This window comes from Streptomyces sp. NBC_00490, assembly GCF_036013645.1.
GTDB lineage: Bacteria > Actinomycetota > Actinomycetes > Streptomycetales > Streptomycetaceae > Streptomyces > Streptomyces canus_F.
Window position 1 is genome coordinate 7,729,068 of sequence record NZ_CP107869.1, and the last position, 23,179, is coordinate 7,752,246.

General features: G+C 71.1%; 19 protein-coding genes. 12 read left to right on the forward strand and 7 right to left on the reverse strand.

The window, feature by feature from the left end; translation table 11 throughout:
• Positions 1-53: 53 nt before the first annotated feature.
• From OG381_RS35295 to OG381_RS35305, 3 genes are all read right to left on the reverse strand, one after another.
• Positions 54-1,055: a substrate-binding domain-containing protein gene (locus OG381_RS35295; protein WP_327720043.1), complete on the reverse strand. Its 1,002-nt coding sequence runs from the start codon at positions 1,053-1,055 to the stop codon at positions 54-56.
• Between the two features lie 251 nt (positions 1,056-1,306).
• Entirely contained in the window at positions 1,307-2,122 is an 816-nt protein-coding gene (locus tag OG381_RS35300; RefSeq protein WP_327720044.1) for an SAM-dependent methyltransferase, read from the reverse strand.
• Positions 2,123-2,266: 144 nt separating this feature from the next.
• Positions 2,267-3,760: an LCP family protein gene (locus OG381_RS35305; protein ID WP_327720045.1), complete on the reverse strand. Its 1,494-nt coding sequence runs from the start codon at positions 3,758-3,760 to the stop codon at positions 2,267-2,269.
• Between the two features lie 156 nt (positions 3,761-3,916).
• Between OG381_RS35305 and tatA the strand changes: the two genes are divergently transcribed.
• Positions 3,917-4,132, forward strand: a complete 216-nt coding sequence (gene tatA, locus OG381_RS35310; protein WP_327720046.1) for a Sec-independent protein translocase subunit TatA — start codon at positions 3,917-3,919, stop codon at positions 4,130-4,132.
• Positions 4,133-4,946: 814 nt separating this feature from the next.
• Here the strand turns inward: tatA and OG381_RS35315 are convergent.
• Both OG381_RS35315 and OG381_RS35320 read right to left on the reverse strand, forming a co-directional pair.
• Positions 4,947-5,399 (reverse strand): DUF6114 domain-containing protein, encoded by a 453-nt coding sequence (locus tag OG381_RS35315; RefSeq protein ID WP_327720047.1) that lies wholly within the window; start codon positions 5,397-5,399, stop codon positions 4,947-4,949.
• Positions 5,399-6,070, reverse strand: coding sequence for a DUF6230 family protein (locus OG381_RS35320; RefSeq protein WP_327720048.1), 672 nt, complete (start codon positions 6,068-6,070; stop codon positions 5,399-5,401). The genes OG381_RS35315 and OG381_RS35320 overlap by 1 nt, the downstream gene beginning before the upstream one ends.
• 630 nt (positions 6,071-6,700) lie before the next feature.
• Here OG381_RS35320 and OG381_RS35325 point away from each other — a divergent pair.
• Complete coding sequence (locus OG381_RS35325) at positions 6,701-7,354, forward strand: Tat pathway signal sequence domain protein (RefSeq protein WP_327720049.1); 654 nt, start codon at positions 6,701-6,703, stop codon at positions 7,352-7,354.
• A gap of 18 nt (positions 7,355-7,372) precedes the next feature.
• Here OG381_RS35325 and OG381_RS35330 read toward each other — a convergent pair whose 3' ends face one another.
• Positions 7,373-8,302 (reverse strand): lytic polysaccharide monooxygenase auxiliary activity family 9 protein, encoded by a 930-nt coding sequence (locus tag OG381_RS35330; RefSeq protein WP_327720050.1) that lies wholly within the window; start codon positions 8,300-8,302, stop codon positions 7,373-7,375.
• Between the two features lie 350 nt (positions 8,303-8,652).
• Between OG381_RS35330 and OG381_RS35335 the strand changes: the two genes are divergently transcribed.
• From OG381_RS35335 to phsA, 9 genes are all read left to right on the forward strand, one after another.
• A complete protein-coding gene (locus OG381_RS35335) occupies positions 8,653-10,452 on the forward strand; it encodes a S8 family peptidase (protein ID WP_327720051.1) in 1,800 nt (599 codons plus the stop codon).
• A gap of 289 nt (positions 10,453-10,741) precedes the next feature.
• Positions 10,742-11,389, forward strand: coding sequence for a ScbR family autoregulator-binding transcription factor (locus OG381_RS35340; RefSeq protein WP_327720052.1), 648 nt, complete (start codon positions 10,742-10,744; stop codon positions 11,387-11,389).
• Positions 11,390-11,411: 22 nt separating this feature from the next.
• Positions 11,412-12,578: a damage-control phosphatase ARMT1 family protein gene (locus tag OG381_RS35345; RefSeq protein WP_327720053.1), complete on the forward strand. Its 1,167-nt coding sequence runs from the start codon at positions 11,412-11,414 to the stop codon at positions 12,576-12,578.
• Between the two features lie 94 nt (positions 12,579-12,672).
• Positions 12,673-13,647, forward strand: coding sequence for an ABC transporter substrate-binding protein (locus OG381_RS35350; RefSeq protein WP_327720054.1), 975 nt, complete (start codon positions 12,673-12,675; stop codon positions 13,645-13,647).
• Complete coding sequence (locus OG381_RS35355; protein ID WP_327720055.1) at positions 13,644-14,429, forward strand: ABC transporter permease; 786 nt, start codon at positions 13,644-13,646, stop codon at positions 14,427-14,429. The genes OG381_RS35350 and OG381_RS35355 overlap by 4 nt, the downstream gene beginning before the upstream one ends.
• A 1,067-nt stretch (positions 14,430-15,496) precedes the next feature.
• The gene (locus tag OG381_RS35360) at positions 15,497-16,231 is read left to right on the forward strand and encodes an ABC transporter permease (protein ID WP_327720056.1); all 735 of its coding nucleotides are present in this window, start codon (positions 15,497-15,499) and stop codon (positions 16,229-16,231) included.
• 47 nt (positions 16,232-16,278) lie between these two features.
• On the forward strand, positions 16,279-17,067 hold the full coding sequence (locus OG381_RS35365) for an ABC transporter ATP-binding protein (protein ID WP_327720057.1): 789 nt from the start codon (positions 16,279-16,281) through the stop codon (positions 17,065-17,067).
• A 110-nt stretch (positions 17,068-17,177) separates the two neighbouring features.
• A complete protein-coding gene (gene cyc2, locus OG381_RS35370) occupies positions 17,178-19,340 on the forward strand; it encodes a germacradienol/geosmin synthase Cyc2 (protein WP_327720058.1) in 2,163 nt (720 codons plus the stop codon).
• Positions 19,341-19,536: 196 nt separating this feature from the next.
• A complete protein-coding gene (gene phsA, locus OG381_RS35375; RefSeq protein ID WP_327720059.1) occupies positions 19,537-21,414 on the forward strand; it encodes an O-aminophenol oxidase PhsA in 1,878 nt (625 codons plus the stop codon).
• Here phsA and OG381_RS35380 read toward each other — a convergent pair.
• Complete coding sequence (locus tag OG381_RS35380) at positions 21,402-22,136, reverse strand: CTP synthase C-terminal region-related (seleno)protein (protein ID WP_327720060.1); 735 nt, start codon at positions 22,134-22,136, stop codon at positions 21,402-21,404. The genes phsA and OG381_RS35380 overlap by 13 nt on opposite strands.
• Before the next feature lie 85 nt (positions 22,137-22,221).
• Between OG381_RS35380 and OG381_RS35385 the strand changes: the two genes are divergently transcribed.
• Positions 22,222-23,082: a LysR family transcriptional regulator gene (locus tag OG381_RS35385; RefSeq protein WP_327720061.1), complete on the forward strand. Its 861-nt coding sequence runs from the start codon at positions 22,222-22,224 to the stop codon at positions 23,080-23,082.
• The last annotated feature ends 97 nt before the right edge of the window (positions 23,083-23,179 follow it).

Sequence of the window (23,179 nt, forward strand, 5' to 3'; positions counted from 1 at the left end):
GAGGGGGGTGGGAGAAGAGAGGGGAGGGGAGGGGAGGGATGGGATCGGGCCGGTCAGCGTGTGCCGTTGGCCGCGAACCTCGCCACCGCGTCCACGTTCGCCTTCGTCACGAACGCCGGACCGGTGAGGACGGGGGCCACCCCGCCGCCGCTGACGTTGCCGTTGGTCCGGTACAGCCACAGCGAGTCGACCGCGAGGTACCCCTGAAGGTAGGGCTGCTGGTCCACGGCGAACTCCACGGCACCGCTCTCGACCGCCTTCACCAGGTCCTTGTTGAGATCGAACGTGGCGACGCGTGCCTTGCTGCCCGCGTCCTTCACCGACGCGACCGCGGTGAGCGCGAACTGCGCGCCGTTCGTGACGACTTCGTCGACCGTCGGGTCCTGCCGCAGCTGGGCCGTGATGGCGGCGGCGACGGCCTTGGTGTCGGTGCCCTCCACATAGAGGTTCTCCGTCTCGCCGCCGAAGGTCTTCTTCACCCCGGCGCAGCGGGCCTCCAGGGCGACGTTGCCGCGCTCGTGGATCACACAGAGCGCGTGGCGGGCGTGGAGGTCGTCCAGCTTGTCGCCGACGGCCTGACCGGCCACGCTCTCGTCCTGGCCGAAGAACTCCAGCAGCCCGCCGGACTGCCATGAGTCGATACCGGAGTTGAGGCCGACCACGGGGATACCGGCGGCCTTGGCGGCGGCGACGGGTCCGCGCATCGCCTGTGGTTTGGCGAGGGTCACCGCGATGCCGTCCACCTTCTCGCGGACCGCGTCACGCACCAGCTCGGCCTGTCCGGCGGCGTCGGGGTCGCCGGCGTAGGTCAGCTCGATGCCGTCCTTGGCGGCGGCCGTCTCGGCGCCCTTCTGCACCAGGTCCCAGAAGGTGTCGCCGTCGGGGGCGTGCGTGATCAGGGCGATCCTGAGCCCGGCTCCGCCCGCCTTGCCGGCGGAGGTGGCGGAGTCCGACGTGTCACCGGATGCGGAGCAGCCGGCCGCGAGCAGACAGACGGCGGTGGCCAGGGCGGCAACGCGTCTGGGGGAGACGGGAGGTGGGGGAGGAGTGTTCATGATGGTGCGGCACCTCGCTGTGCGGCCGAGCTGGAGGAACGGCGAGAGGGAGCACCCGGTGGACGTTCGAAGGGTTGTACGTCGTCCGGGTGACTCTCGCTCGCCGGAGCCAATCGCGTGAGGCCGTCGATAGTCAAGTGAGCAGCGACTTTATGTGAGTTGTCGGTGCCGCTTCGTGATGTTCAGGTGCGGACCAGCCGTAAAGCGTGGGGACTCTGTGGCGAAGGGACACGGCCCGTTCGTGGCAGGGGTCATGGCGTGCGGCCCACCGCCCCGTACATCGCGATGTCCTCGTCCCGGATCGGCCGCGTGTCCGTGCCGTCCGGGTGCCACTTGTGGACCTGGACGATCCCGGGGGCGACGAGGTCGAGGCCCGCGAAGAACTCGGCGGCCTCGGGGTGGGTGCGCAGCCGCATCGGCATGTCGCGGGCCGCGTACTCGCGGGCGACGCGGCCGACCTCCTCGGGGGCGAACTCGGCGGTGCCGATGGACATCGCCAGGTAGCTGCCGGTGGGCAGCGGTTCGAGGAGCCGGCGGACGATGCCCACGGCGTCGTGCTCGTCCAGCATGAAGTGGACGATCGCGATGACCGTCAGCGCTACCGGCTCGCCGAGGTCGAGGGTCTCGCGGAACTGGGGGGAGCCGAGAATGGCCGCCGGGTCGCGCATGTCCGCCTCGACGTACGCCGTCCTGCCCTGCGGTGTGCTGTTCAGCAGACCCGCGGAGAGCGCGAGGACCAGGGGGTCGTTGTCGACGTAGACGACGCGTGCGTCCGGGGCCGCCGACTGGGCGATCTCATGGATGTTCGGCGAGGTGGGGATGCCGGAGCCGATGTCCAGGAACTGCCGTATCCCCGCCTCCGCGGCGAGCCATCGCACGGCCCGGTGCATCCAGTCGCGGTTGGCGCGCATGTGCACGGGCAGCGCGGGCCACTCGCGGCACATGGCGTCGCCGGCCTCGCGGTCGGCGGGGTAGTGGTCCTTGCCGCCGAGGATGTAGTCGTAGATCCGAGCGGCGTGCGCGGTCTCGGTGTCGATGCGGTCGGTGGGCCGTCCGTCGGCGGGCAATGTGCCCCTCCTGTCGCGTGGATGACGAGCTCAGGGTTCAACTTCCCATCAGAAGCAGGGCAGTTGTGCGCCCGCGCGAGAAATCCCGGCCCCCGGACCCCCGGTGCCTTCGACGGGACGCACCCTCGCTCCCAGGCCGCGTTGTCATCCGTACGTCAGATTCGAGCAGGGATCGTCGTCCGCGGACCGTGCGCCGTCCGCGACCTCGGTGGGTACGGCCGTCGGGGTCGCGGTGGGGGCGGCGGCGTACGACCGGCCGAGCACGACGCTGACCCCGGCCGCCGTGACCGACTCCAGCTCGGCACCCGGGAAGGCCTCCGCGACGGTACGGGCCCGGGACAGCTCGCCGGGCCCGTACTCGACCGACGTGCCGGTGTGGTCCTGCGTGGCCGCGGTCGCCGTACCGGTGACCGTGAACCCGTCCGACGTGAGTGTCGCGGCGGCCCGTGCGGCCAGGCCGGTCACCGTGGTGCCGTTGTAGACGAAGACGCCGATCCCGGCCCCGGAGACGGGCGCGGCGGAGGTGGCCGCCGCCGCCTTCTTCTTCCCGCCCGCGTTCTTGCCGTCGATCGTCCGGTCCGCCTTCAGCGTGGCGAACAGCTCGCTCGCGTCCGGCTGCACGACCGCGACGCGTGACCCCTCGTACCGCCAGGGCACGGTCACGAACTTGGTGTTGTGCAGGTCGATGTCCTTCAGTGCCATGGCGAAGGAGATGAGCTTGTCGGCCGTGCCCAGTCCCGAGTCGACGGTCAACGACTCCGTGGCCGCGTCGGCGAGCGGCAGCAGCCTGGTCGGGGTGAGACCCCTGCTCTTCACCTCCTTGAGCAGGCTGGCCACGAACGCCTGCTGGCGCTTGATGCGGCCGATGTCGGAGCCGTCCCCGAGACCGTGCCGGATCCGGACGTAGTCCAGCGCCTTCTGCCCGGAGACGGTCTGCTCGCCCTTCCTGAAGAGCCGCTTGCCCGGGGTCGTGCGGTGAGGGTTGAGGTCGCTCTGGTAGATGTCCTGGGGCAGGCACACCTTCACCCCGCCCACCACCTCGGTCAGCCGGGCGAAGCCCTTGAAGTCGACGACGACGGTGTGGTCCACGCGCAGCCCGGTGAGCTGCTCGACGGTGTTCTGGGTGCAGGCCGGGTTGCCCTTGGCGGTGTCGCCGACGGAGTAGGCGGCGTTGAACATGGTGTCGGGCTGTGTCTTCGTCCAGCTGCCGTCGGGGAGCTTGCACGGCGGGATGGCCACCAGGGTGTCGCGGGGGATGGAGACCGCGAGGGCGTGCTGGTGGTCGGCGTAGATGTGCAGCAGGAACGTGGTGTCGGAGCGCCCGATGTCGCCCTTGTCGCCGCCGCCGAGCTTGTCGTTGCCGCCGGTGCGGGCGTCGGAGCCGATCAGCAGGACGTTCTCGCCCTTCTGGGAGGCCGCCTCGGGGCGGTGGTCGGAGAGGCCGCCCGAGTCGAAGGTGCTGATGTTGCCGTCCAGCTTGAGGTAGAGCCAGCCGGCACCGGCGGTCGCGAGCACCAGTACGGAGAGGCAGACCAGCAGCGCGAGGCGTATCCGGCGGCCCCGGCGACGTCCCGTCCGGCGGCGGCCGCTCTGCCGGTGGCGCGCGGGTGCGGGCCTTCGCGTGCTGGTGATCGTCATGCGCGCCCTCTTGCGTATTACGGGGGTTTGTCATGTTCGCCCTGAGTTGTACAGTTGCGCACCACAGCAACCGTCATCCGACGGGCGGCCGGGGCAAGTGTGCTCGACCGACGTAAGAGCGAGTTGAGAAGAACTCCGAGGAAAGAGGCCGCGGCCGTGCTCCGTAACGGACTGGAACCCTGGCACCTGCTGATCGTGGCGATAGTCGTCATCGTGCTGTTCGGCTCGAAGAAGCTGCCCGACACCGCACGAGCGCTCGGCAGGTCCATGCGCATCCTCAAGAGCGAGGCGAAGGCGCTGAAGGACGACGACACCACGGCCCCGGCGACGGAGCCACCGGCCACCCCACAGTCGGCGGGCCCCACGCCCTGACGCGGGCCGCCCCCGGCCAACCGCCCCCCACCGACCCGCACCTACGGCGACGCACCGGGCAGCGTCGCTGCCTACGCCGACGTACCAACCCAGGATCGCCTCGGCCCCGCAAGCCGGCTCACTCTCAGGCCCGCCCGGCATGTCGAGCGCCAGGTCCGTCGCGCCCCGGCGCGGCGCGGCGCGGTGCGGTGGGGAGCGGCCGCAACCGCGTGCCGCTCCGGATCACGGTCCGCGGGGGTGCCCCCGCACGGACCGGCCCGAGCTCTCCGGTCGTCCCGGTATTTTCCGGTGTGTCCCGTGCAGGGGAGCGGCCGCAGCCGCGTGCGGCTCCGGATCGCGGCGGTGTTCCCGCACGGCCTGGCCCGAGCTCCGGTCGTTACGGCATGTCCCGTGCAGGGGTCGTCGTGCTCGGCGTGGTGCCGCGGGGGACACCGCAGCCGCGTGCCGCTGCGGTGTCCCCGTACGGACCGGCCCGAGCTCTCCGGTCGTCCCGGCATGTCCACTGTCGGGTGCGGCATCTTCTTACCGCGGTGCGTCGGTGTGCGGCCCGCGGCAGTGCGCCGTTCCCGGCGGCGGGCTGCGGTGTGCCGCCAGGATCGGGCCTTGCCCGCGCGGAGCGGCTCAGCCCTTCCGGGCCGTACGGCGACGGCCGGCCTCGGCGTGTCGTGGCGGCGATGCAACCCCACCATCGGACGTTCCGCTGACCAGCCCTCCACACGCGAACTCCCCCTGAAACACCGGCTGTTCATCCCGCGCGCATCACGTGGTCGGGGTGGACAGCCGGTGGTTCAGAGGGAGCCGGTGGGGGGCGAGGTCAGGCGGGCTGCTCTTTGGCGGAGCCCTGCGGCACCGCCGCCCGCGCGGCCTTGCGCCGCTTGCGGTGGCTCACGCGCGGCTCCTGGTCCGGCAGCCAGCCGAAGGTCAGGCAGCTGCCGACGACACCGAGCAGGAGCCCGATGAAGAAGCCGCCCAGGTTGGAGGTGAGCCAGGTGCCCAGGGTGAGCAGGACCCCGGTGATCGAGTAGAAGAGGCGCTGGGTGGGGTTGAACAGGATGAGCAGCCCCAGCACCACCATCAGCGCCGGCAGCAGATAGCCGGCCAGCCCCTGCATACCGATGTGCATGATGACCTTCAGCGAGGCCTTCTCGGTGAGCAGGATCCAGGCGCCGCCCAGGGTGAGCAACAGCCCGCCCCAGAACGGACGGTCGGCCCGCCAGGCACGGAAGGCCGACCGCACTCCGGTTCGTGGAGTTGGTGTGTCCGACATCAGCAACCCGTGCTGCTGAAGCTGAGCTTGAGACCCGGAAGCTTGAACACCGCTGCCGTGGTGGCGTAGTTGGTCTGCCGCAGGTTGGCGATGCGCACGGTGTCGGACTGCTGGCTGAAGACGCCGATCGGACCCTTGACCCCGGCCTTGGTGAGCGTGCTGGCGTCGTTGCCGATCTCGATGTTGGTGAAGGACGCGTCGCCCGTCAGCTCCGTCGAGTCGGTGGTCAGGTCGGTCGCCTGCACCTTCTGCGATCCGCTGCCCGCCTTGATGAGCAGGTTGGTGCCGCCGAGGTCGACGCTCTGGCACAGGCTGTCGAGGGTCGCGCTCTTGATCGCGGAGGTCACGACCAGCACCTGCCCGCCGGTGTCACCCTCGTTGGGGCTGCCCGGCGCCATGTTGTCGAGTCCGCCGAACTGCTCGAACCCGGTGCCGTTCAGCTCCTTGGCGGTGACCGTGAACGGCATCCCGGAGATCGCGAACTGCACGCCGAGCGCGCCCTCCGCGGTGAGAACCGCGAGCGTCGCGGCGATCAGCGTGGCCGGCACCGCCATCACGGCGGCCCGGCGGGCCCGGACCCGTCCGCGTCTGACGGGGTCGGGCGAGGAACCGCTTTCCGGGTTCTCGGGGGTGTTGTCGGCGGACGACGAGACGTCCGTGGACGAGGCCATGTCTGCTCCCAGTGCATAGAAAGTGCGGTCTGGCATCTCACTGGCACGTTGTCCTGGCGCGGACAGCGCATGCGGCGCGCGACCCCTCACAACTCCCGGCTGGCGCAAGGGCTTTCTCGCTACTCCGCAGTAGCCGCTGAGGAAGTTACCCGGGGTTACATTCGAGGGTCAAGGGAGTTGTGAAAAAAGGGTGCCGGTTGTGCCCCACCTGTGCGTCAAGGAATTCCAGTGCCCCGGCAAAACCATTGAACGATCGTCAACTACCGCGCTTTTCCTTGACGTTGACTGACCATCAGGTCTACAACTCTCACTGCTCACCCGGATCCGTGGCGCCGGATCCGTCTCGCGGCACTGCCCGCGTCTCCCGGACGTCCTGTCCGCTCCGGGCACCTTCTGTGCCCGCCTCCTCCCAGGCACCCACACGGTCGCTTCCCCCCTCGATCCGTGCCGTGTGCCTTTCCGCCCGGCCCGGCCGGAGGCCACCCCACGGTTCTCCGGCCGGTCACCGGCCGGCTGCCGTTTCCGGTTCGTCACGTACGGAGAAGGCGTGACGAGCCGGTGACGGCGGACGCCGCGACGCGTCCCCGCACCCCTTTCAGACCCCCCACCTCGGAAAAGAGGCACCCCCGCATGCGTACGCGAACCCTGCTCACCCTCACCGCCGCCCTCGCCGCCTTCACCCTCCCGGCGATCTCCCCGGCATCGGCCGCCGACAACGTCCTCACCACCGGATCCGCGGGCGGCGACGCCGTCGCCGAGGGCACCGCGCTCACCGCACCCCTGGCGAGCGGCACCACGGCCACGCTCTACTCCAGCGCGACCGGCACCACGGGCATCACCTGCACCACCTCGCAGTTCACCGCGACGGTCGACAGCAACCCGGCCGCTCCCGGTACGGCCTCCGAGTCGCTCACCGGTCACACCTTCAGCAACTGCACCTCGAACAACGTGGGTGTGCTCGGCGTCACCAGCGTCACGGTCAACAACCTGGCGTACACCACCACCGTGGCCTCCGACGGCACCGTCACCGTGGCTCCGGGGAGTGCCGGGGCCATCCAGACCACCGTCGTGCTCCGGACCCTGCTGGGCAGCGTCACCTGTGTCTACCAGGCGACGAACGGCAGCCTGACCGGCGCGGCCTCCAACACCGACAACAGCATCCAGTTCGCCAACCAGCAGTTCACCAGGACCTCCGGCTCCTCGCTCTGCCCGAGCAGCGGTTTCTGGACCGCGAAGTACGCCCCGGTCGCCACCTCCGACGGCGCGGCGGTCTTCGTCAACTGACCTTCGCGCGTACGGCGTTCAGCGTCGACGCAGACGCAGCGCCAGGGCGGCGCCCCCGGTGATCACCAGCACCGCGGCGGCGCCGCCCGCCACGAGCGGGGCCGAAGGGCCGGAGTCCGCGGTGGGTGTGGAGGCCACCGGAGTGGTGTCGGGGCTCGCCTGCGACGGCGTCGGCGCAGGTGTCGCCGTCCGGGGCCGGGCGCTCGGTGAGGTGCTCGCGGAGGTCTTCGCGCCCGCGCCGACGGACGGCGAGGGCGACGGCGTACCCGGCTCCTTCGTCTTCTTCTCTTCCGCGTTGTCTTTCGCGGCCGCCGGGAACACCACGTCGGAACACGAGTAGTAGGTGTCCGGCGTACTGCTGTTCTGCCAGATCGTGTACAGCACATGGCGACCGGTCCGGTCGGCGGGCAGCTTCGCCGGCAGACGGTACGCGCCGCCCGTCAACGCCGGGTCCTTGACCTCGGCGAAGGGCTGCGACGGCAGGTCGGACCAGGTGAGCGGCTTCGACGGGTCGTAGCCCGGCTTGGTCAGGAACATCTTGAACGTGCCGGTGTGCGGGATCGTCGAGGCGTACGTCATCGTCATCGACGCGCCCGGCGTGAGGCGCGTCGACGGCCAGTCGGTGCGGGTCAGGTCGAGGCCCTTGTAGGCCGGCAGGCCGCCACTGCACAGCTCGCCGTCGGGAACGGTCTGCCGGTCGCGGCCGTTCACGTTCGCGATCCGCAGGTTGTCCCAGGCCGCGAAGGAACTGCCGTTCGCGGCGACGGCGGCGCGGCAGGCCGCCGTACCCGCCCGCTCGCCGCCCTCGGGGGAGCAGGCGTAGGCGCGGCTCACCGGATCGGTCGGCGCTCCGTGCGCCTGTGCCGGACCCGCGGCCCAGACGGTGAGCAGCAGCGGGGCGGCGGCGGTGGCCGCCAAAGCGGTGCGGTATGCGGTCATCCGGGGCATCCGGGACGTCTCCTCGGCCGACGCGGGAACGGTTTGCTCCCGTGCAGTACGGAAACCGGGCCCGGCGCGTTCAGTGCGGTACAGCGGGGGTGAAAGGTCTCATTTCCGCTCAACTCCTCGACGGCGAGGGTGTGTTTCCCGCCGGATCGAGGGTTTCCCCTGTATTCACATGACCTTCCCTTTGCCTATCGTTCGACCACAGCCGAACCACAGGTAACCCCTTCATCGATTCGGCTCATGCGCTTGGCCGGCCGCCGCGCCGCTTTTCGATCTACCCCCCGCCGCTTCACCGACGAAGCGATCAGACCGCCGCTCCGCGCTGCCCGGAGACGGCTACGAAAGGCAAGCCCTTGCGTACCTCCCCCTCCCTGCGACGGAAGCTGGTCTCCGTCGCCGCGGTCTCCGCCGCGCTGTTCTCGGCGGCCGGTACCACCGTCGCCGTGGCCCAGGAGTCCGCCCCGCAGGCCGCCGCCGTCCCCACCGCGCAGACCGAGGCCGCCCCCGGCATCGCGGCCGAGCGCCTCATCGTCGGGTACAAGTCCGGTGCCACCGAGGCCAAGTCGAACAAGGCCGCCGAGGCCGACGCCGCCGCCAAGGGCAAGGAGGCCGGCGAGGACGTCGACTTCCAGCGCCGCCTCGGCACCGGTGCCGCCCTCGTCGACCTGGGCACGGACCTGACCCGCACCGATGTCGCCGACGTGGTCGCCGAGTACAAGGCCGACCCGCAGGTCGCCTACGTCGTACCGGACCGCCTGAACACGCCGCAGGCCGACCCGAACGACACCGAGTACGCCAAGCAGTGGGACCTCTTCGAGTCCACGGCCGGCATGAACGTCCCCGGCGCCTGGAACACCACCACCGGCTCCGGCGTCACCGTCGCCGTCATCGACACCGGCTACGTCGCCCACACCGACCTCGCCGCGAACATCGTCGCCGGTTACGACTTCATCGCCGACACAGCGGTCTCCGTCGACGGCAACGGCCGCGACAGCAACCCGGCCGACCCCGGTGACTACTACGCGGCCAACGAGTGCGGCTCCGGCATCCCGGCGTCCGGCTCCTCCTGGCACGGCACGCACGTGGCCGGGACCATCGCCGCCGTCACCAACAACAGCAAGGGCGTCGCGGGCATCGCCTACGGCGCGAAGATCTCCCCGGTCCGCGTCCTCGGCAAGTGCGGCGGCTACGACTCCGACATCATCGACGCCATCACCTGGGCGTCCGGCGGCACCGTCTCCGGCGTGCCCGCCAACACCAATGTCGCCAAGGTCATCAACATGAGCCTGGGCGGCGACGGTGCCTGCACCAGCGCGACCCAGAGCGCCATCACCGCCGCCGTGAACCGCGGCACCGTCGTCGCCGTCGCCGCGGGCAACGACAACGACAACGTGGCCAACCACTCGCCGGGCAACTGCAACAACGTCATATCGGTCGCCGCGACCAGCCGCACCGGCGCCAAGGCGTCGTACTCCAACTACGGTTCCCTGGTCGACATCTCGGCGCCCGGTGGCCAGACCAGCACCGGCACCGCCAACGGCATCCTGTCGACGCTGAACTCCGGCGCCACGACGGCGTCCACGGAGAGCTACGCCTACTACCAGGGCACCAGCATGGCCACCCCGCACATCGCGGGCCTCGCCGCGCTGCTGAAGTCGGCCAACTCCTCGCTGACCCCGGCCCAGATCGAGACCGCCATCAAGAACAACGCCCGTGCCCTGCCGGGCGCCTGCTCGGGCGGCTGCGGCGCGGGTCTCGCGGACGCGGCGAAGACGGTCGCGGCCGTGAGCGGCGGTACGAGCACGGGGACGACGTTCTCCAACACCACCGCCGCGTCCATCCCGGACAACGGCTCGGCGATCGAGTCCTCCATCGCGGTCACCGGCCGCACCGGCAACGCCCCCTCGGCCCTCCAGGTCGCCGTGGACATCACCCACACCTACCGCGGTGACCTGGTGGTCAGCCTTGTCGCCCCGGACGGCACGGTGTACACCCTGAAGGCCGCGAGCTCCTCGGACTCCGCGGACAACGTCAACACCACCTACACCGTGAACGCCTCGAGCGAGACGGCCAACGGCACCTGGAAGCTCCGCGTCCAGGACACCGCCGCGCAGGACACGGGCACGCTCAACAGCTGGAAGCTGACCTTCTGAGCCCAGGGGCTCGAACTCTCTGAGCGCGCCCTGAGAGGCGGGCCGACCGGTGCCGACGGGGCACCGGTCGGCCCGCCTTTTCTGTGCCGTCCGCCCGGTTTCTCCCGCCGACGCCTGCGGTACGCACACGCGTGAGCCACAAGTTGTGGGAGGTCTGGAAACCGGACGGAGTTGGGGTGTCCGGTGATTGTCGCCGGACGGTGAGATATCGTTTGCAGGGAGTAAAAAACAAACGGCATGGCCTGTTCTTTTCAGGGCATGCTCTCTCGCCCCCAGGAGAGACTCGCCTATGGCCAGGCAGTTACGAGCCGAACAGACTCGCGCGGCGATCATCGCCGCCGCCGCGGAACTGTTCGACCGGCGCGGATATGAGTCGACGAGCCTCAGCGACATCGTCGATCACGCCCAAGTCACGAAGGGCGCCCTCTACTTCCACTTCGCGGCGAAACAGGACCTCGCTCACGCCATCATGGAGATCCAGTACAGGAATCTGAACCGGCTCTCGGAGGAGATGGACAGCCGCGGCTGTACCGCGCTCGAGGCCCTGATCCGCTCCACGTTCGGCATGGCACGGCTGTCCCTGGAGGGGCCGCTGCCGAGCGCGGGCCTGCGGCTCGCCACCGGCGGACCGGACCTGCCGCCCGAACTTCCGCACCCCTTCACCCAGTGCCTGGGCATCGCCACGCGCAGACTCCACGACGCGGTCAACGAGTCCGACCTGCATGCCGACATCGATGTCGACGCCGCCGCGCACTCCCTCGTCGCGTCCCTGGTCGGCACACGGGTCGTGGGCCACTCCCTCGAACCCGTCACCCGCCACCCCCGCCGACTGGCCGGGCTGTGGCACATCCTGATCCGCGGCATGGTGCCGGTGCCCCGCCGCGCCCGCTATCTGAGCCTGGTCACCCACCTGGAGCGGGAGCTCAGAACCGCGTGATCCGCGCGGTACCGTGGCGCCCATGCCCGACAACCCGCCCGTGATCCTCGCCGACGAACCCGGCTCGTTCCCGCACAGCGTGCTCGCCGAGCGGCATCCCGCGATCATCCGGCAGGTTCGGGAGGCCTTCCCCTACGGCCCCGAGCAGCACCGCGCCCTCGACGCGCTGCTGGAGAACTGCACCAAGGGCGTCATCGAACCGCTCCCCGCCACCGCGCCGGACCGCGCCGACTGGGCGGCCTGGGGAGTGGACGAGTACACCGGCCGCTCCTGGTTCGATGTGCCGTGGCTCTGGTCGGAGAGCTGGTTCTACCGCCAACTCCTGGAAGCCGTCGGCTACTTCGGCTCCGGACCCTGGCAGGGCATCGACCCCTTCCGCCCCTCCAAGCTCGCCGAACTCGACGCCCCGGAGACCGACGAGGAACTGGCCGCGCTCGACGCCCTCGACGACCGGCCCGCCGACGACCAGGCCGCGGCCCTGCTGCACGGCTCCCTGTGGGGCAACCGCGCGGACCTCGGCTTCCGCCTGTCCGACGCCGACGCCGAGAGCCGGGACGCCGTCCCGGGGCTGGTCGCCGACGACAGCGCCGCCCTCTGGCCGCTTCTCGACGGCGCGGACACCCTCTGTCTCGTCGCCGACAACGCGGGCCGCGAACTCGTCCCGGACCTGCTCCTGATCGCCCACCTCCTCGCCCAGGGACGCGTCCACCGGGTCATCCTGCACGTCAAGCCGTATCCGTACTACGTCTCCGACGCCACGACCGCCGATGTGGTCGACGCCGTGCGCCGACTGACCCGGGCGCCGGGCGCGGCGGCCGGTCACGGGCGCGAGCTGTGGTCGGCGATGGCCGACGGCAGCCTCACTGTGCGCGCCCACCCCTTCTCCTGTGCCCCGCTGCCGTACCAGGCGATGCCGGACGACCTCCGTGCCGAGTTCGCCGCGGCCGCGGTGACCGTCGTCAAGGGCGACCTCAACTACCGGCGCCTGGTGGGCGATCGGATGTGGTCTCCCACGACCCCCTTCGCCGACGTGACGGACTACTTCCCGGGCCCGGTGGCCGCGCTGCGCACCCTGAAGTCCGACGTGATCACCGGCCTCGCCCCGGCGACGGAGGCCGCGCTGGTCGCGGCGGAGGGGCAGCGCTGGCGGACCGGGGGCACCCACGCGCTGATCCAGGTACGTCCCTAGCGCTCAACCGGCCTGTATCGGCGGCGAGATGGGGGCGGATGGTTGGCTTGCTTTTGTGTAGTGATCATGCCAAGCGGGGCGTCATCATGCGCGGATGGCGTCACGTCCATCGTGTTCGGGAAGAGGAAAGGCGGCGGCCGCCGCGATCGCCCTCGCGCTCGCACTCACGGCCTGCGGCGACGACAACGACTCCACGTCCTCGGACGGTGACCGGCGGACGGTCACCGTGGCCGCGCTGCCCCTGGTCGACTCGGCCATGCTCTACATCGCGCGGGACCGGGGCCTGTTCGAGAAGGAGGGCCTGGACGTCCGCGTCCAGCAGATCCAGCAGAGCCTCCAAGCGCTGCCGGCCCTGTCCAAGGGGCAGATCGACATGGTCGCGAGCGCGAACTACGTCACCTACTTCCAGGCCCACGACAAGGGCACTCTCGACATCCGCATCGTCGCCGAGGCGATCAGGGCCGCGCCGAAGATGATGGACGTGCTGGTGCCGAAGGACTCCGACATCAAGTCCGTCGCCGACCTCACGGGCCGCAAGCTCGCCGTCAACGTTCTCAATAACGTCCAGTCGCTGACGTTCAACGAGATCCTCGCGGAACAGGGCGCCCCCGGTGAGCCCGTCTACCGGCAGATCCCCTTCCCGCAGATGGGCGCGGCCCTGGACAAGGGGCAGGTCGACGCCGTGCACGCCGTCGAGCCCTACGACAGCGCCATCCAGGACGAGTTGGGAGCCAGGGTGCTCGTGGACGGGGCGTCCGCGCCCGTCCAGTCCATCCCGCTCAGCGGATACCTCACCACCGAGAAGTACGCCTCCGAGAACGCCGATGCGCTGGCCGCGTTCCAGCGGGCCCTCAAGGCGGCCGTGAAGATCGCCGAGGCGGACCCCGGGGCCGTGCGCGAGGTGCTGCCGACCTACACCAAGGTGACGGAGAAGCAGGCGGACTCCATCGACCTGCCGGTCTTCCCGGCGACCATGGACGCGGCGCAGATCGCCCGGCTCACCCAGCTCATGAAGAAACAGGGGATGTTGAGCAAGCCGATCGATCCGGCGACGTTGCTGGTGCGGTGAAGCGGGCGGGACGGCTGCGGGAGTGGTGGCTGGGCGCCCTCGGCGTACTGCTCGCCTTCGGCGTGTGCGAGGCGGTGAGCCGGGCCGGGATCGTGCGGCGCAGCTACTTCCCGCCCGCCTCCGAAGTCCTCGTACGGGCCGTGGAGTTGGCGGGCGACAGCGTGTTCCTGGCCGGAGTCGGCGCCACTCTGCGCGCCTGGGCGCTCGGCCTCGGACTGGCCTGCGCCATCGCCGTCCCGCTAGGCCTCCTCTTCGGCAGCGTGCCGGTCGTCGACGCCGCCGTACGCGCGATCGTGGAGTTCCTGCGGCCGCTGCCGTCCGTTGCGCTGATCCCGCTGGTCTCCCTGCTGCTCGGCTCGGGCACCGAGACCAAGGTCGCGCTCGTCACCTACGCCTGCGTGTGGCCGATCCTCTTCAACACCGTCTACGGCCTCGGCGAGACCGACCCCCTCGCCAAGGACACCCTGCGGGCCTTCGGCTTCGGCCGGCTGTCGGTACTCCTGCGCGTCCAACTCCCCGGCACGGCCCCCTTCATCGCCGCCGGCATCCGCATCTCGGCCGCCGTCGCCCTCATCCTCGCCGTCGCCACGGAGATCCTCGCCGGGTTCGGCGAGGGCCTCGGCATCTACATCGCCCAGGCAGGCCTCGCCACGGACGGCACCCGCGACGTCCTCGCAGGCGTGGTCTGGGCCGGGACACTCGGCCTCGTCATCAACGGGGCGCTGGTCTGGGCGGAGCGAAAACTGTTCCCGTGGACACCGGCACACCGGGGGACGGGGTGACGTCATGAGACAGCTGGAGACCGGGGCCGGGGTGGCGTCATGAAGCGGCGGAGCACCGGGACCGAGGTGACGCGATGAGCACCGGCCGGGAGCCGGTCGACGGTCAGGAGGGCGCGGGGGAGGCCATACGTGCCACGGACCCGACCGGGCACGGCCTCCCGCGCCCCCCGGCGTCGGGCCCGAGCGGGGACGAGCCGGCCGATTCGGCACGGCCGACGCCAGGCTCCCCCCGCAGGGCCCAGCGGCACAGGACGGCCGAACGCCGGCCCGCGAAGGGGGTGCAGCGCGGGCGACCGTCGACCGGTCTACGTCACGCTCTCCTGCGCCGGCTCGGTCTTCCGCGCGCCGCACCGCCGGACCCGAGCGGGGGTGGGTCGCCCGATACGGCGTGGCCGGCGCCAGGTTCCTCTCGCCGGAGCCGGCGGCACAGGACGGCCGAACGCCGGCCCGCGAAGGGGGTGCAGCGCGGGCGACCGTCGACCGGTCTTCGTCACGCTCTCCTGCGCCGGCTCGGTCTTCCGCGCGCCGCACTGCCGGACCCGAGCGGGGGTGGGTCGCCCGATACGGCGTGGCCGGCGCCAGGTTCCTCTCGCCGGAGCCGGCGGCACGGGACGGCCGAATGCCGGCCCGCGAAGGGGGTGCAGCGCGGGCGACCGTCGACCGGTCTTCGTCACGCTCTCCTGCGCCGGCTCGGTCTTCCGCGCGCCGCACTGCCGGACCCGAGCGGGGGTGGGTCGCCCGATACGGCGTGGCCGGCGCCAGGTTCCTCTCGCCGGAGCCGGCGGCACGGGACGGCCGAATGCCGGCCCGCGAAGGGGGTGCAGCGCGGGCGACCGTCGACCGGTCTACGTCACGCTCTCCAGCGCCGGCTCGGTCTCCCGGGCGCTGCGTCGCCGGACCCGAGCGGGGACGGACCGCCCGATTCGGCACACCCGGCGCCAGGCGCCCCCCGCCGGAGCCGGCGGCACGGGACGGTCGAACGCCGGTCCCCGAAGGAGGCGCAGCGCGGGCGTCGGTCGACCGGTCTACGTCACGCCCTCCTGCGCTGGCTCGTTCTCGTCGTCGCCGTGGTCCTCTGGGAGGTGGTTGCCCGGGGGCACGGCAGCGTGTACTTCCCGCCCCCCGGCCGCATCGTGCGCCACGCTCACGAGCTGTGGTTCTCCGGGCCCGTCCGGCATGGGTTCCTCTCCGAGGCCGCCGTCGCCGACATCCTGCCCAGCCTCGGCCGGATGGGTGCCGGGTTCGGGCTCGCCGCCGTCGCCGGGATCGCGCTCGGCGTCGCGGTCGGCCGCTCGCGGTCGGCGTACGCCCTGTGCAACCCGGTCCTGCAGTTCGCACGCGCCGTCCCGCCGCCCGCGCTGGTCCCGGTCTTCGTCGTGGTCCTCGACTTCGGTACGCCGATGCAGATCGCGTCGATCGCCTTCAGCGCCGTCTGGCCGGTCCTCATCAACACCGCCGAAGGCGCCCGCAACACCGACCCGCTGCGCCTCGACGTCGCCGCCGTGCTCCGTCTGAACCCGGTCGAACGGCTCTGCCTCCTGATCCTCCCCTCCGCGCTGCCCCGCATCTTCGCGGGTCTGAGACTGAGCCTCTCGCTCTCCCTCATCCTCATGGTCTTCTCGGAACTCCTCCCGGGCACCGCCAACGGCATCGGCTTCACCCTCACCGACGCCCAGACCCGCTCCGACCTGCTCACCGTGTGGGCGGCCCTGGTCCTGCTCGGCGCCCTCGGCTATCTGCTCAACACCGGCCTGCTGGCAGTCGAGAAGCGTCTGGTCGGCAGCGGCAGGGCCACCGGATGACCCGTACCGAGCCACCCCACGACCCCCGGGCCAGGTGAGACACGCACATGCTCCGCCTCGACGCGGTCGGCCAGTACTACGGCGACCATCCGGTCCTCACCGACCTCACCCTCACCGTCCCCGACGGCCAACTCCTGTGCGTGGTCGGCCCCTCCGGCTGCGGCAAGTCCACCCTGCTGCGCACCGTCGCCGGACTGCTGCCCGCCCGCGAGGGCGAGATCACCGTCGACGGCACCCCCGTCACCGGCGTACCCGACCGGCTCGCGGTCGTCTTCCAGGACTACGGCCGCTCCCTCTACCCCTGGCTCACCGTCCGCGACAACGTCGCCCTCCCACTGCGCCGCCGCGGCCTCGGCCGGGCCGAGCGACGCGCCGAGGCCGAGCGCATCCTGGAACGCGTCGGTCTCGACGGCACCGCCGGACGCCACCCCTGGCAGCTCTCCGGGGGCATGCAACAGCGCGTCGCCATCGCCCGCGCCCTGGTCTGCCGCCCCTCGCTGCTGCTCATGGACGAACCCTTCGGCTCCCTGGACGCCCAGACCCGCGAGGACCTGGAGGACCTCCTCCTGGAAGTGCACCGCACCGAGGGCACGACCATCGTGTTCGTCACCCACGACATCGACGAGAGCGTCTACGTCGGCGACCGCGTCGTCGTCCTGTCCCCGGGCCCCGGCTCCCACGTCGTCCTCGACCTGCCCGTCGAACTGCCGGGCAAGCGGGAGCAGATCGGGACCCGGGGACTCCCGGAGTTCGTGGCGCTCAGAGCGGAGGTGGGGCGGGCGGTACGGGGCACCTGGCCCCCGACCAGCCGGGGCGAAGACCGCGCGGAGAGATGAACGCCACAAGACCCGTCCAGAACTCCCGAGTTCGGCCCCGATTCACGCGATGGTGTGATCATGTGCCGTGCCGCGGATGCCCCCGGAAGGGCCTGGGTAGGGCCCCGCCCATGACGCAGCCCTTCGAACTCCCGCACTTCTACATGCCGTATCCCGCCCGGCTGAACCCGCACCTCGACGAGGCACGCGCCCACTCGAGCCGGTGGGCACGCGACATGGGCATGCTGGAGGGATCCGGGGTCTGGGAGCAGTCCGACCTCGACGCCCATGACTACGGTCTGCTCTGCGCCTACACCCACCCCGACTGCGACGGCCCCGCCCTGTCGCTGATCACCGACTGGTACGTGTGGGTCTTCTTCTTCGACGACCACTTCCTGGAGATCTTCAAACGCACCCAGGACCGCGCCGGCGGCAAGGCCTACCTCGACCGGCTGCCGCTGTTCATGCCGATGGACCTCGCCACGCCGATGCCCGAGCCGCAGAACCCCGTCGAGGCGGGCCTCGCCGACCTGTGGACGCGGACCGTGCCCGCCATGTCGGCGGACTGGCGCCGCCGCTTCGCCGTCGCCACCGAGCATCTCCTGAACGAGTCCCTGTGGGAACTGTCCAACATCAACGAAGGGCGTATCGCCAACCCCGTCGAGTACATCGAGATGCGCCGCAAGGTGGGCGGCGCCCCCTGGTCGGCGGGGCTCGTCGAGTTCGCGAGCGCCGAAGTGCCCGTGGCCGTCGCGGGGTCCAGGCCGCTGAGGGTCCTGATGGAGACGTTCTCCGACGCCGTCCATCTGCGCAACGACCTCTTCTCCTACCAGCGTGAGGTCGAGGACGAAGGCGAGAACAGCAACGGCGTGCTGGTCCTGGAGACCTTCTTCGGCTGCACCACCCAGCAGGCCGCCGACACCGTCAACGACATCCTCACCTCCCGGCTCCACCAGTTCGAGCACACCGCCCTCACCGAGGTACCGGCGCTCGCCCTGGAGAAGGGTCTCGCCCCGGGGGACGTCGCCGCGATCGCCGCCTACACCAAGGGACTTCAGGACTGGCAGTCCGGCGGCCACGAGTGGCACCTGCGCTCCAGTCGCTACATGAACGAGGGCGCCACCTCCACCTCGCCCTGGCACGGTCTCACCGGCCCCGGCACCTCCGCCGCCGACATCGGCGCCCTGCTCGCCTCGGCCGGTGCGGAACGGCTGCGCGCGTACACGCATGTCCCGTACCAGAAGGTCGGCCCTTCCCGGCTCCCCGACTTCTTCATGCCCTTCGAGGTCGAGCTCAGCCCGCATCTGTCCGCCGCCCGCCCCCGGCTCATCGAGTGGACGCAGCGGATGGGCATGCTCCAGGAGGGCGTCTGGGACGAGGACAGGCTGGCCGCGGCCGATCTGCCGCTGTGCTCGGCGGGACTCGACCCGGACGCGACACCCGAGGCCCTCGACCTCAGCGCGCAGTGGCTCGCCTGGGGGACGTACGGCGACGACTACTACCCGCTGGTCTTCGGCCACCGCCGCGACCTCGCCGCCGCCCGGCTGATCACCCAGCGTCTGTCGGACTGCATGCCGGTGGCGGGCGAGCAGGTCCCGGTGCCCCTGAACGGCATGGAGCGCGGCCTGATCGACCTGTGGCCGCGCACGACGGCGGGGATGACGCCGGACCAGCGCCGCTCCTTCAAGGACTCCGTGAACGTGATGACCGAGAGCTGGGTCTGGGAGCTTTCCAACCAGCTCCAGAACCGGATCCCCGACCCGGTCGACTACCTGGAGATGCGCCGCGCCACCTTCGGCTCCGACCTCACGATCAGCCTGTGCCGGATGGGCCACGGCCCCGCCGTCCCGCCGGAGGTCTACCGCAGCGGCCCGGTCCGCTCGCTGGAGAACGCGGCCATCGACTACGGCATGCTCATCAACGACGTCTTCTCGTACCAGAAGGAGATCGAGTACGAGGGCGAGGTCCACAACGCGATCCTCGTCGTGCAGAACTTCTTCGGCGTCGACTACCCGACCGCGCTCGACGTCGTCCACGACCTGATGACCCAGCGCATGCGGCAGTTCCAGCATGTCGCCGCGCATGAACTGCCCATCGTGTACGACGACTTCGGCCTCTCGGACGAGGCGCGCGCGATCATGCGGGACTACGTCACCGACCTCCAGAACTGGATGGCGGGAATCCTGCACTGGCACCGCACCGTCGACCGCTACAAGGCCGGATATCTGTCCCGCCGGTCCCACGGCTTCCTGCCGGACCGGCCGCCGGCCCTGACACTGCCGCGCGTCGGCTGACCCGCCGCCGGGCTTCCCGGAGACCGGTCACGTCACCGTACGTGACAGCGCCCGCTGTCAACGGGAGTTCGCGCGTCCATGCGCGGTTTTCGGACCTTCTCGTGCGGAACGGGATATTCAGGGAACTTCGGCGATGCGCCGGAAGTCTGTCGGGGTGAAGGAAGCAAGACCACAGAACACACGGGGGTGTTCGACCTTGACCGACATCATCGACAGGATCACGGAGAGCGACAAGAGGGAGCGTGAGGCGGCGCCGGGCGAACTGGCGCCGTACGTCGCGCCGTTGCCCGTCCCACCCGTCCTGCGGCCCGCCACCGGCGATGTGCTGCGTGAGACGGAGATCGCCCTGCAGCCGACCTGGGTGCGGCTGCACCCGCAGCTGCCGCCGACCCTGATGTGGGGGTACGAGGGCCTGGTGCCCGGCCCCACCATCGAGGTGCGGCGCGGCCAGCGGCTCCGCGTCGCCTGGACCAACCGCGTGCCCAAGGGCAGCGAATACCCGGTCACCGCCGTCGAGGTGCCGGTCCGCCCGGCGGGCACCGCGCCCGCCACCACCGAGCCCGGCCGCGACGGCGTCAAGCCCGACGAGGACGTGGCCGCGCTGCCCGCCTGGTCGGTGACCCATCTGCACGGCGCCCAGACGGGCGGTGGCAACGACGGCTGGACGGACAACGCCGTGGGCTTCGGCGACGCCCAGCTCTCCGAGTACCCGAACGACCACCAGGCGGTCCAGTGGTGGTACCACGACCACGCCATGAACATCACGCGGTGGAACGTGATGGCGGGCCTGTACGGCACCTACCTGGTCCGCGACGAGGAGGAGGACGCCCTCCATCTCCCTTATGGGGAACGGGAGATCCCGCTCCTGCTCGCCGACCGCAACCTCGACACCGACGAGGACGGCCTCCTCAACGGCCGGCTGCTGCACAAGACGATCGTGGTGAACCCGTCCCACCCGGAGACGGGCAAGCCGGTCACGACACCGTTCCTCGGCCCGTACACCACGGTCAACGGCCGCATCTGGCCGTACGCCGACGTGGACGACGCCTGGTACCGCTTCCGGCTGGTGAACGCGTCGAACGCGCGGATCTACGACCTGGTCCTGGTGGACGAGGACGACAACCCGGTGCCGGGGATCGTGCACCAGATCGGCAGCGACGGCGGGCTGCTGCCGCGGCCCGTGCCGATCGACTTCGACGGCGCGCTGCCCACCCTGACCGCCGCCCCGGCCGAGCGCTTCGACCTGCTGGTCGACTTCCGCGGCCTCGCGGGCCGCAGGCTCCGGCTGCTCAACAAGGGCCCCAACCAGCCCGTGGGCGTGCCCGACCCGGTGGGCAATGTGCGCTACCCGGCGGTCATGGAGTTCCGGGTCCGTGAGTCCTGCGAGACCGACACCTTCGAGCTGCCCGAGATGCTCTCGGGCTCCTTCCGCCGGATCACCCACGACGTGCCGCACGGCCACCGGCTGATCGTGCTCACACCGCCCGGCACCAAGGGCGGCGGCGGACATCCCGAGATCTGGGAGATGGCCGAGGTCGAGGACGCGAGCGGCATCCAGTTCCCCGCCGAGGGGATCATCCAGGTCACCGGCCCGGACGGCACCACGAAGACCTACCGGCGCACGGCCCGGACCTTCAACGACGGCCTGGGCTTCACCATCGCCGAGGGCAGCCACGAACTGTGGAGCTTCCTCAACCTCGCTCCGATCCCGCACCCGATGCACATCCACCTGGCCGACTTCCAGGCGCTGGGACGGGACCCGTACGTGGTGACGGGCTTCGACCAGGCGGTGGGCGGCACCCGCACACCGATCGCGTACGACCCGGCCAGGACCATTCCGCTGGCGCCCAACGAACGGGGCTACAAGGACGTCTACCGGGTCCCGGGCAACCAGATGCTGCGCATCATGGGCAGGTTCGACGGGGCGTACGGCCGGTTCATGTACCACTGCCACTTCCTGGAGCACGAGGACATGGGCATGATGCGGCCCTTCGTCGTCCTGCCGCCCGAGGCCCTGAAGTTCGACCACGGCGGCGGCCACCACGGCGGGCACAGGGAGGGTCACACGGGCTGACCCCGGTACCGCACGGCGTGCTCCACCGCGGCTCGCGCCAGCGCCCGGACCATCGGGTGCGGGCGCGAGCCGTCACCGGCCAGCTCGGGCTGGAACAGCGAGGCCAGGAAGAAGGGGTGGCCCGGCAGTTCGGCGATCCGGACGTGTCCGTCCTCGTCGTACCCGGAGAAGCGCAGTCCGTGCGCGCGCAGTGTGTCGAGATGGCGGGACGCGCCGTAGGCGCAGAAGTAGCGCTCGACCGTGCGTTCCGATCCGATCACGGACTGGGCGAGCGAGCCCGGCTCGATGGTGACCGCGCCCTCGTGGCCGACGAGGGAACACGCCAGCGGCTCGATGAGCAGGTCCTCGGCGTCGGGGTCGGTCTCGGCGTGCGCCACACGCACGAGGCCGCACACGTCACGGGCGTACTCCAGCAGCGCGTGCTGGAACCCGGCGCACGTACCGAGGAACGGAAGGCCCTCCACGCGCGCGGTGCGGATCGCCGCGAGCACGCCCTCCTCGCTGCGGTACGGGCTGCCCGGCACCACCCACACCGCGTCGAACCCGCTGACGGCACCCTCCTTCTCGGCGTCCTCGGACGGGATCCAGTAGGCGTCGAGGACGAGCCGGTCACGTTCGGCGAGGGAGTCCATCAGCAGGGGGATGCGGGTGTGGGACACGACGCTGGGGGAGCGGTCGCCGACCAGGGCGATCCGGGCGGTCACGCTTGCTGGGTTCGTCATGGCCTCATCCTGGGCGCGGCCTTCGGATCGCGTCCAACGATGATTTCTGCATTCCCGATAAGCAGAGCTGATGGGACCCTGGGGCATGGACCCGCACCTCCTGCGCACCTATGTCACCGTCGCCCGCCTCGCCTCCTTCTCCGAGGCCGCCCGCGAGCTGGGCTACACCCAGTCGGCCGTCTCCCAGCACATCCAGGCCCTCGAACAGGACCTGGGTGCCCCGCTGCTGACCCGCCGTCCCGTCCTGCCCACGGCGGCCGGCGAGCGGCTCCTCGAACACGCGGGCCCCCTGCTGCTGCGTCTGGACGCGGCCCGCGTCGACGTCGTACGGATGGCGGCCGCGCCCGAGTACGGGCTGACCCTCGCCGCCGCCCCGACCGCGCTCGGGGCCCATGTCCTGGCCGCGCTTCCGGCCGCGGGCGTGACCCTGCGGGTGCTCGCCCGCGAGGCCGTCCCCGTGGCCGTCGCCACCGGTACGGCGGACCTGGGCCTGGTCGACGGCCTGGCCGCCCCCAGCGACCCGCTGCGGCTGCCCGACGTGGCACCGCTGACCACGCGCGGCGCCGGCGAGGAGCCCGTGTGCGTGCTGCTGCCCGACGCGCATCCGCTCGCGCGCCGCCCCGGTCTGCGCATCGCCGACCTCGCCGACGCCCGCTGGCTGGACGCCCCGGACGCGGGCCTGCCCCTGGCCCACCTCCGCGCGGCGAACGGCGGTCACGGGTTCCGCCCCGCACTGCGCTACGACGGCACGGACGTCCGTACCCTCACCGCCCTGGCCGCGGCGGGGCGCGGCCTGACCCTGCTGCCCCGCTCGGCGGCGACGGGAATTCCCGGCACGGTCGCGGTCGCGGTCACGGAGCCACGAATCGTCCATCGCACCGAACTGGTCCACACGGGGGTGCTGCGGGGAGCGGCGGCGGTGCTGGCGGACGTGCTGACGGGCTGAGCTCGGACGTGTGTGTCGTAGATCGGCCCGAACACCCATGGCTTCCCGTTCTTGACCGCCAGTCAGTCTCACTCGTTCGTGGCTCGTCCGGGGCCGC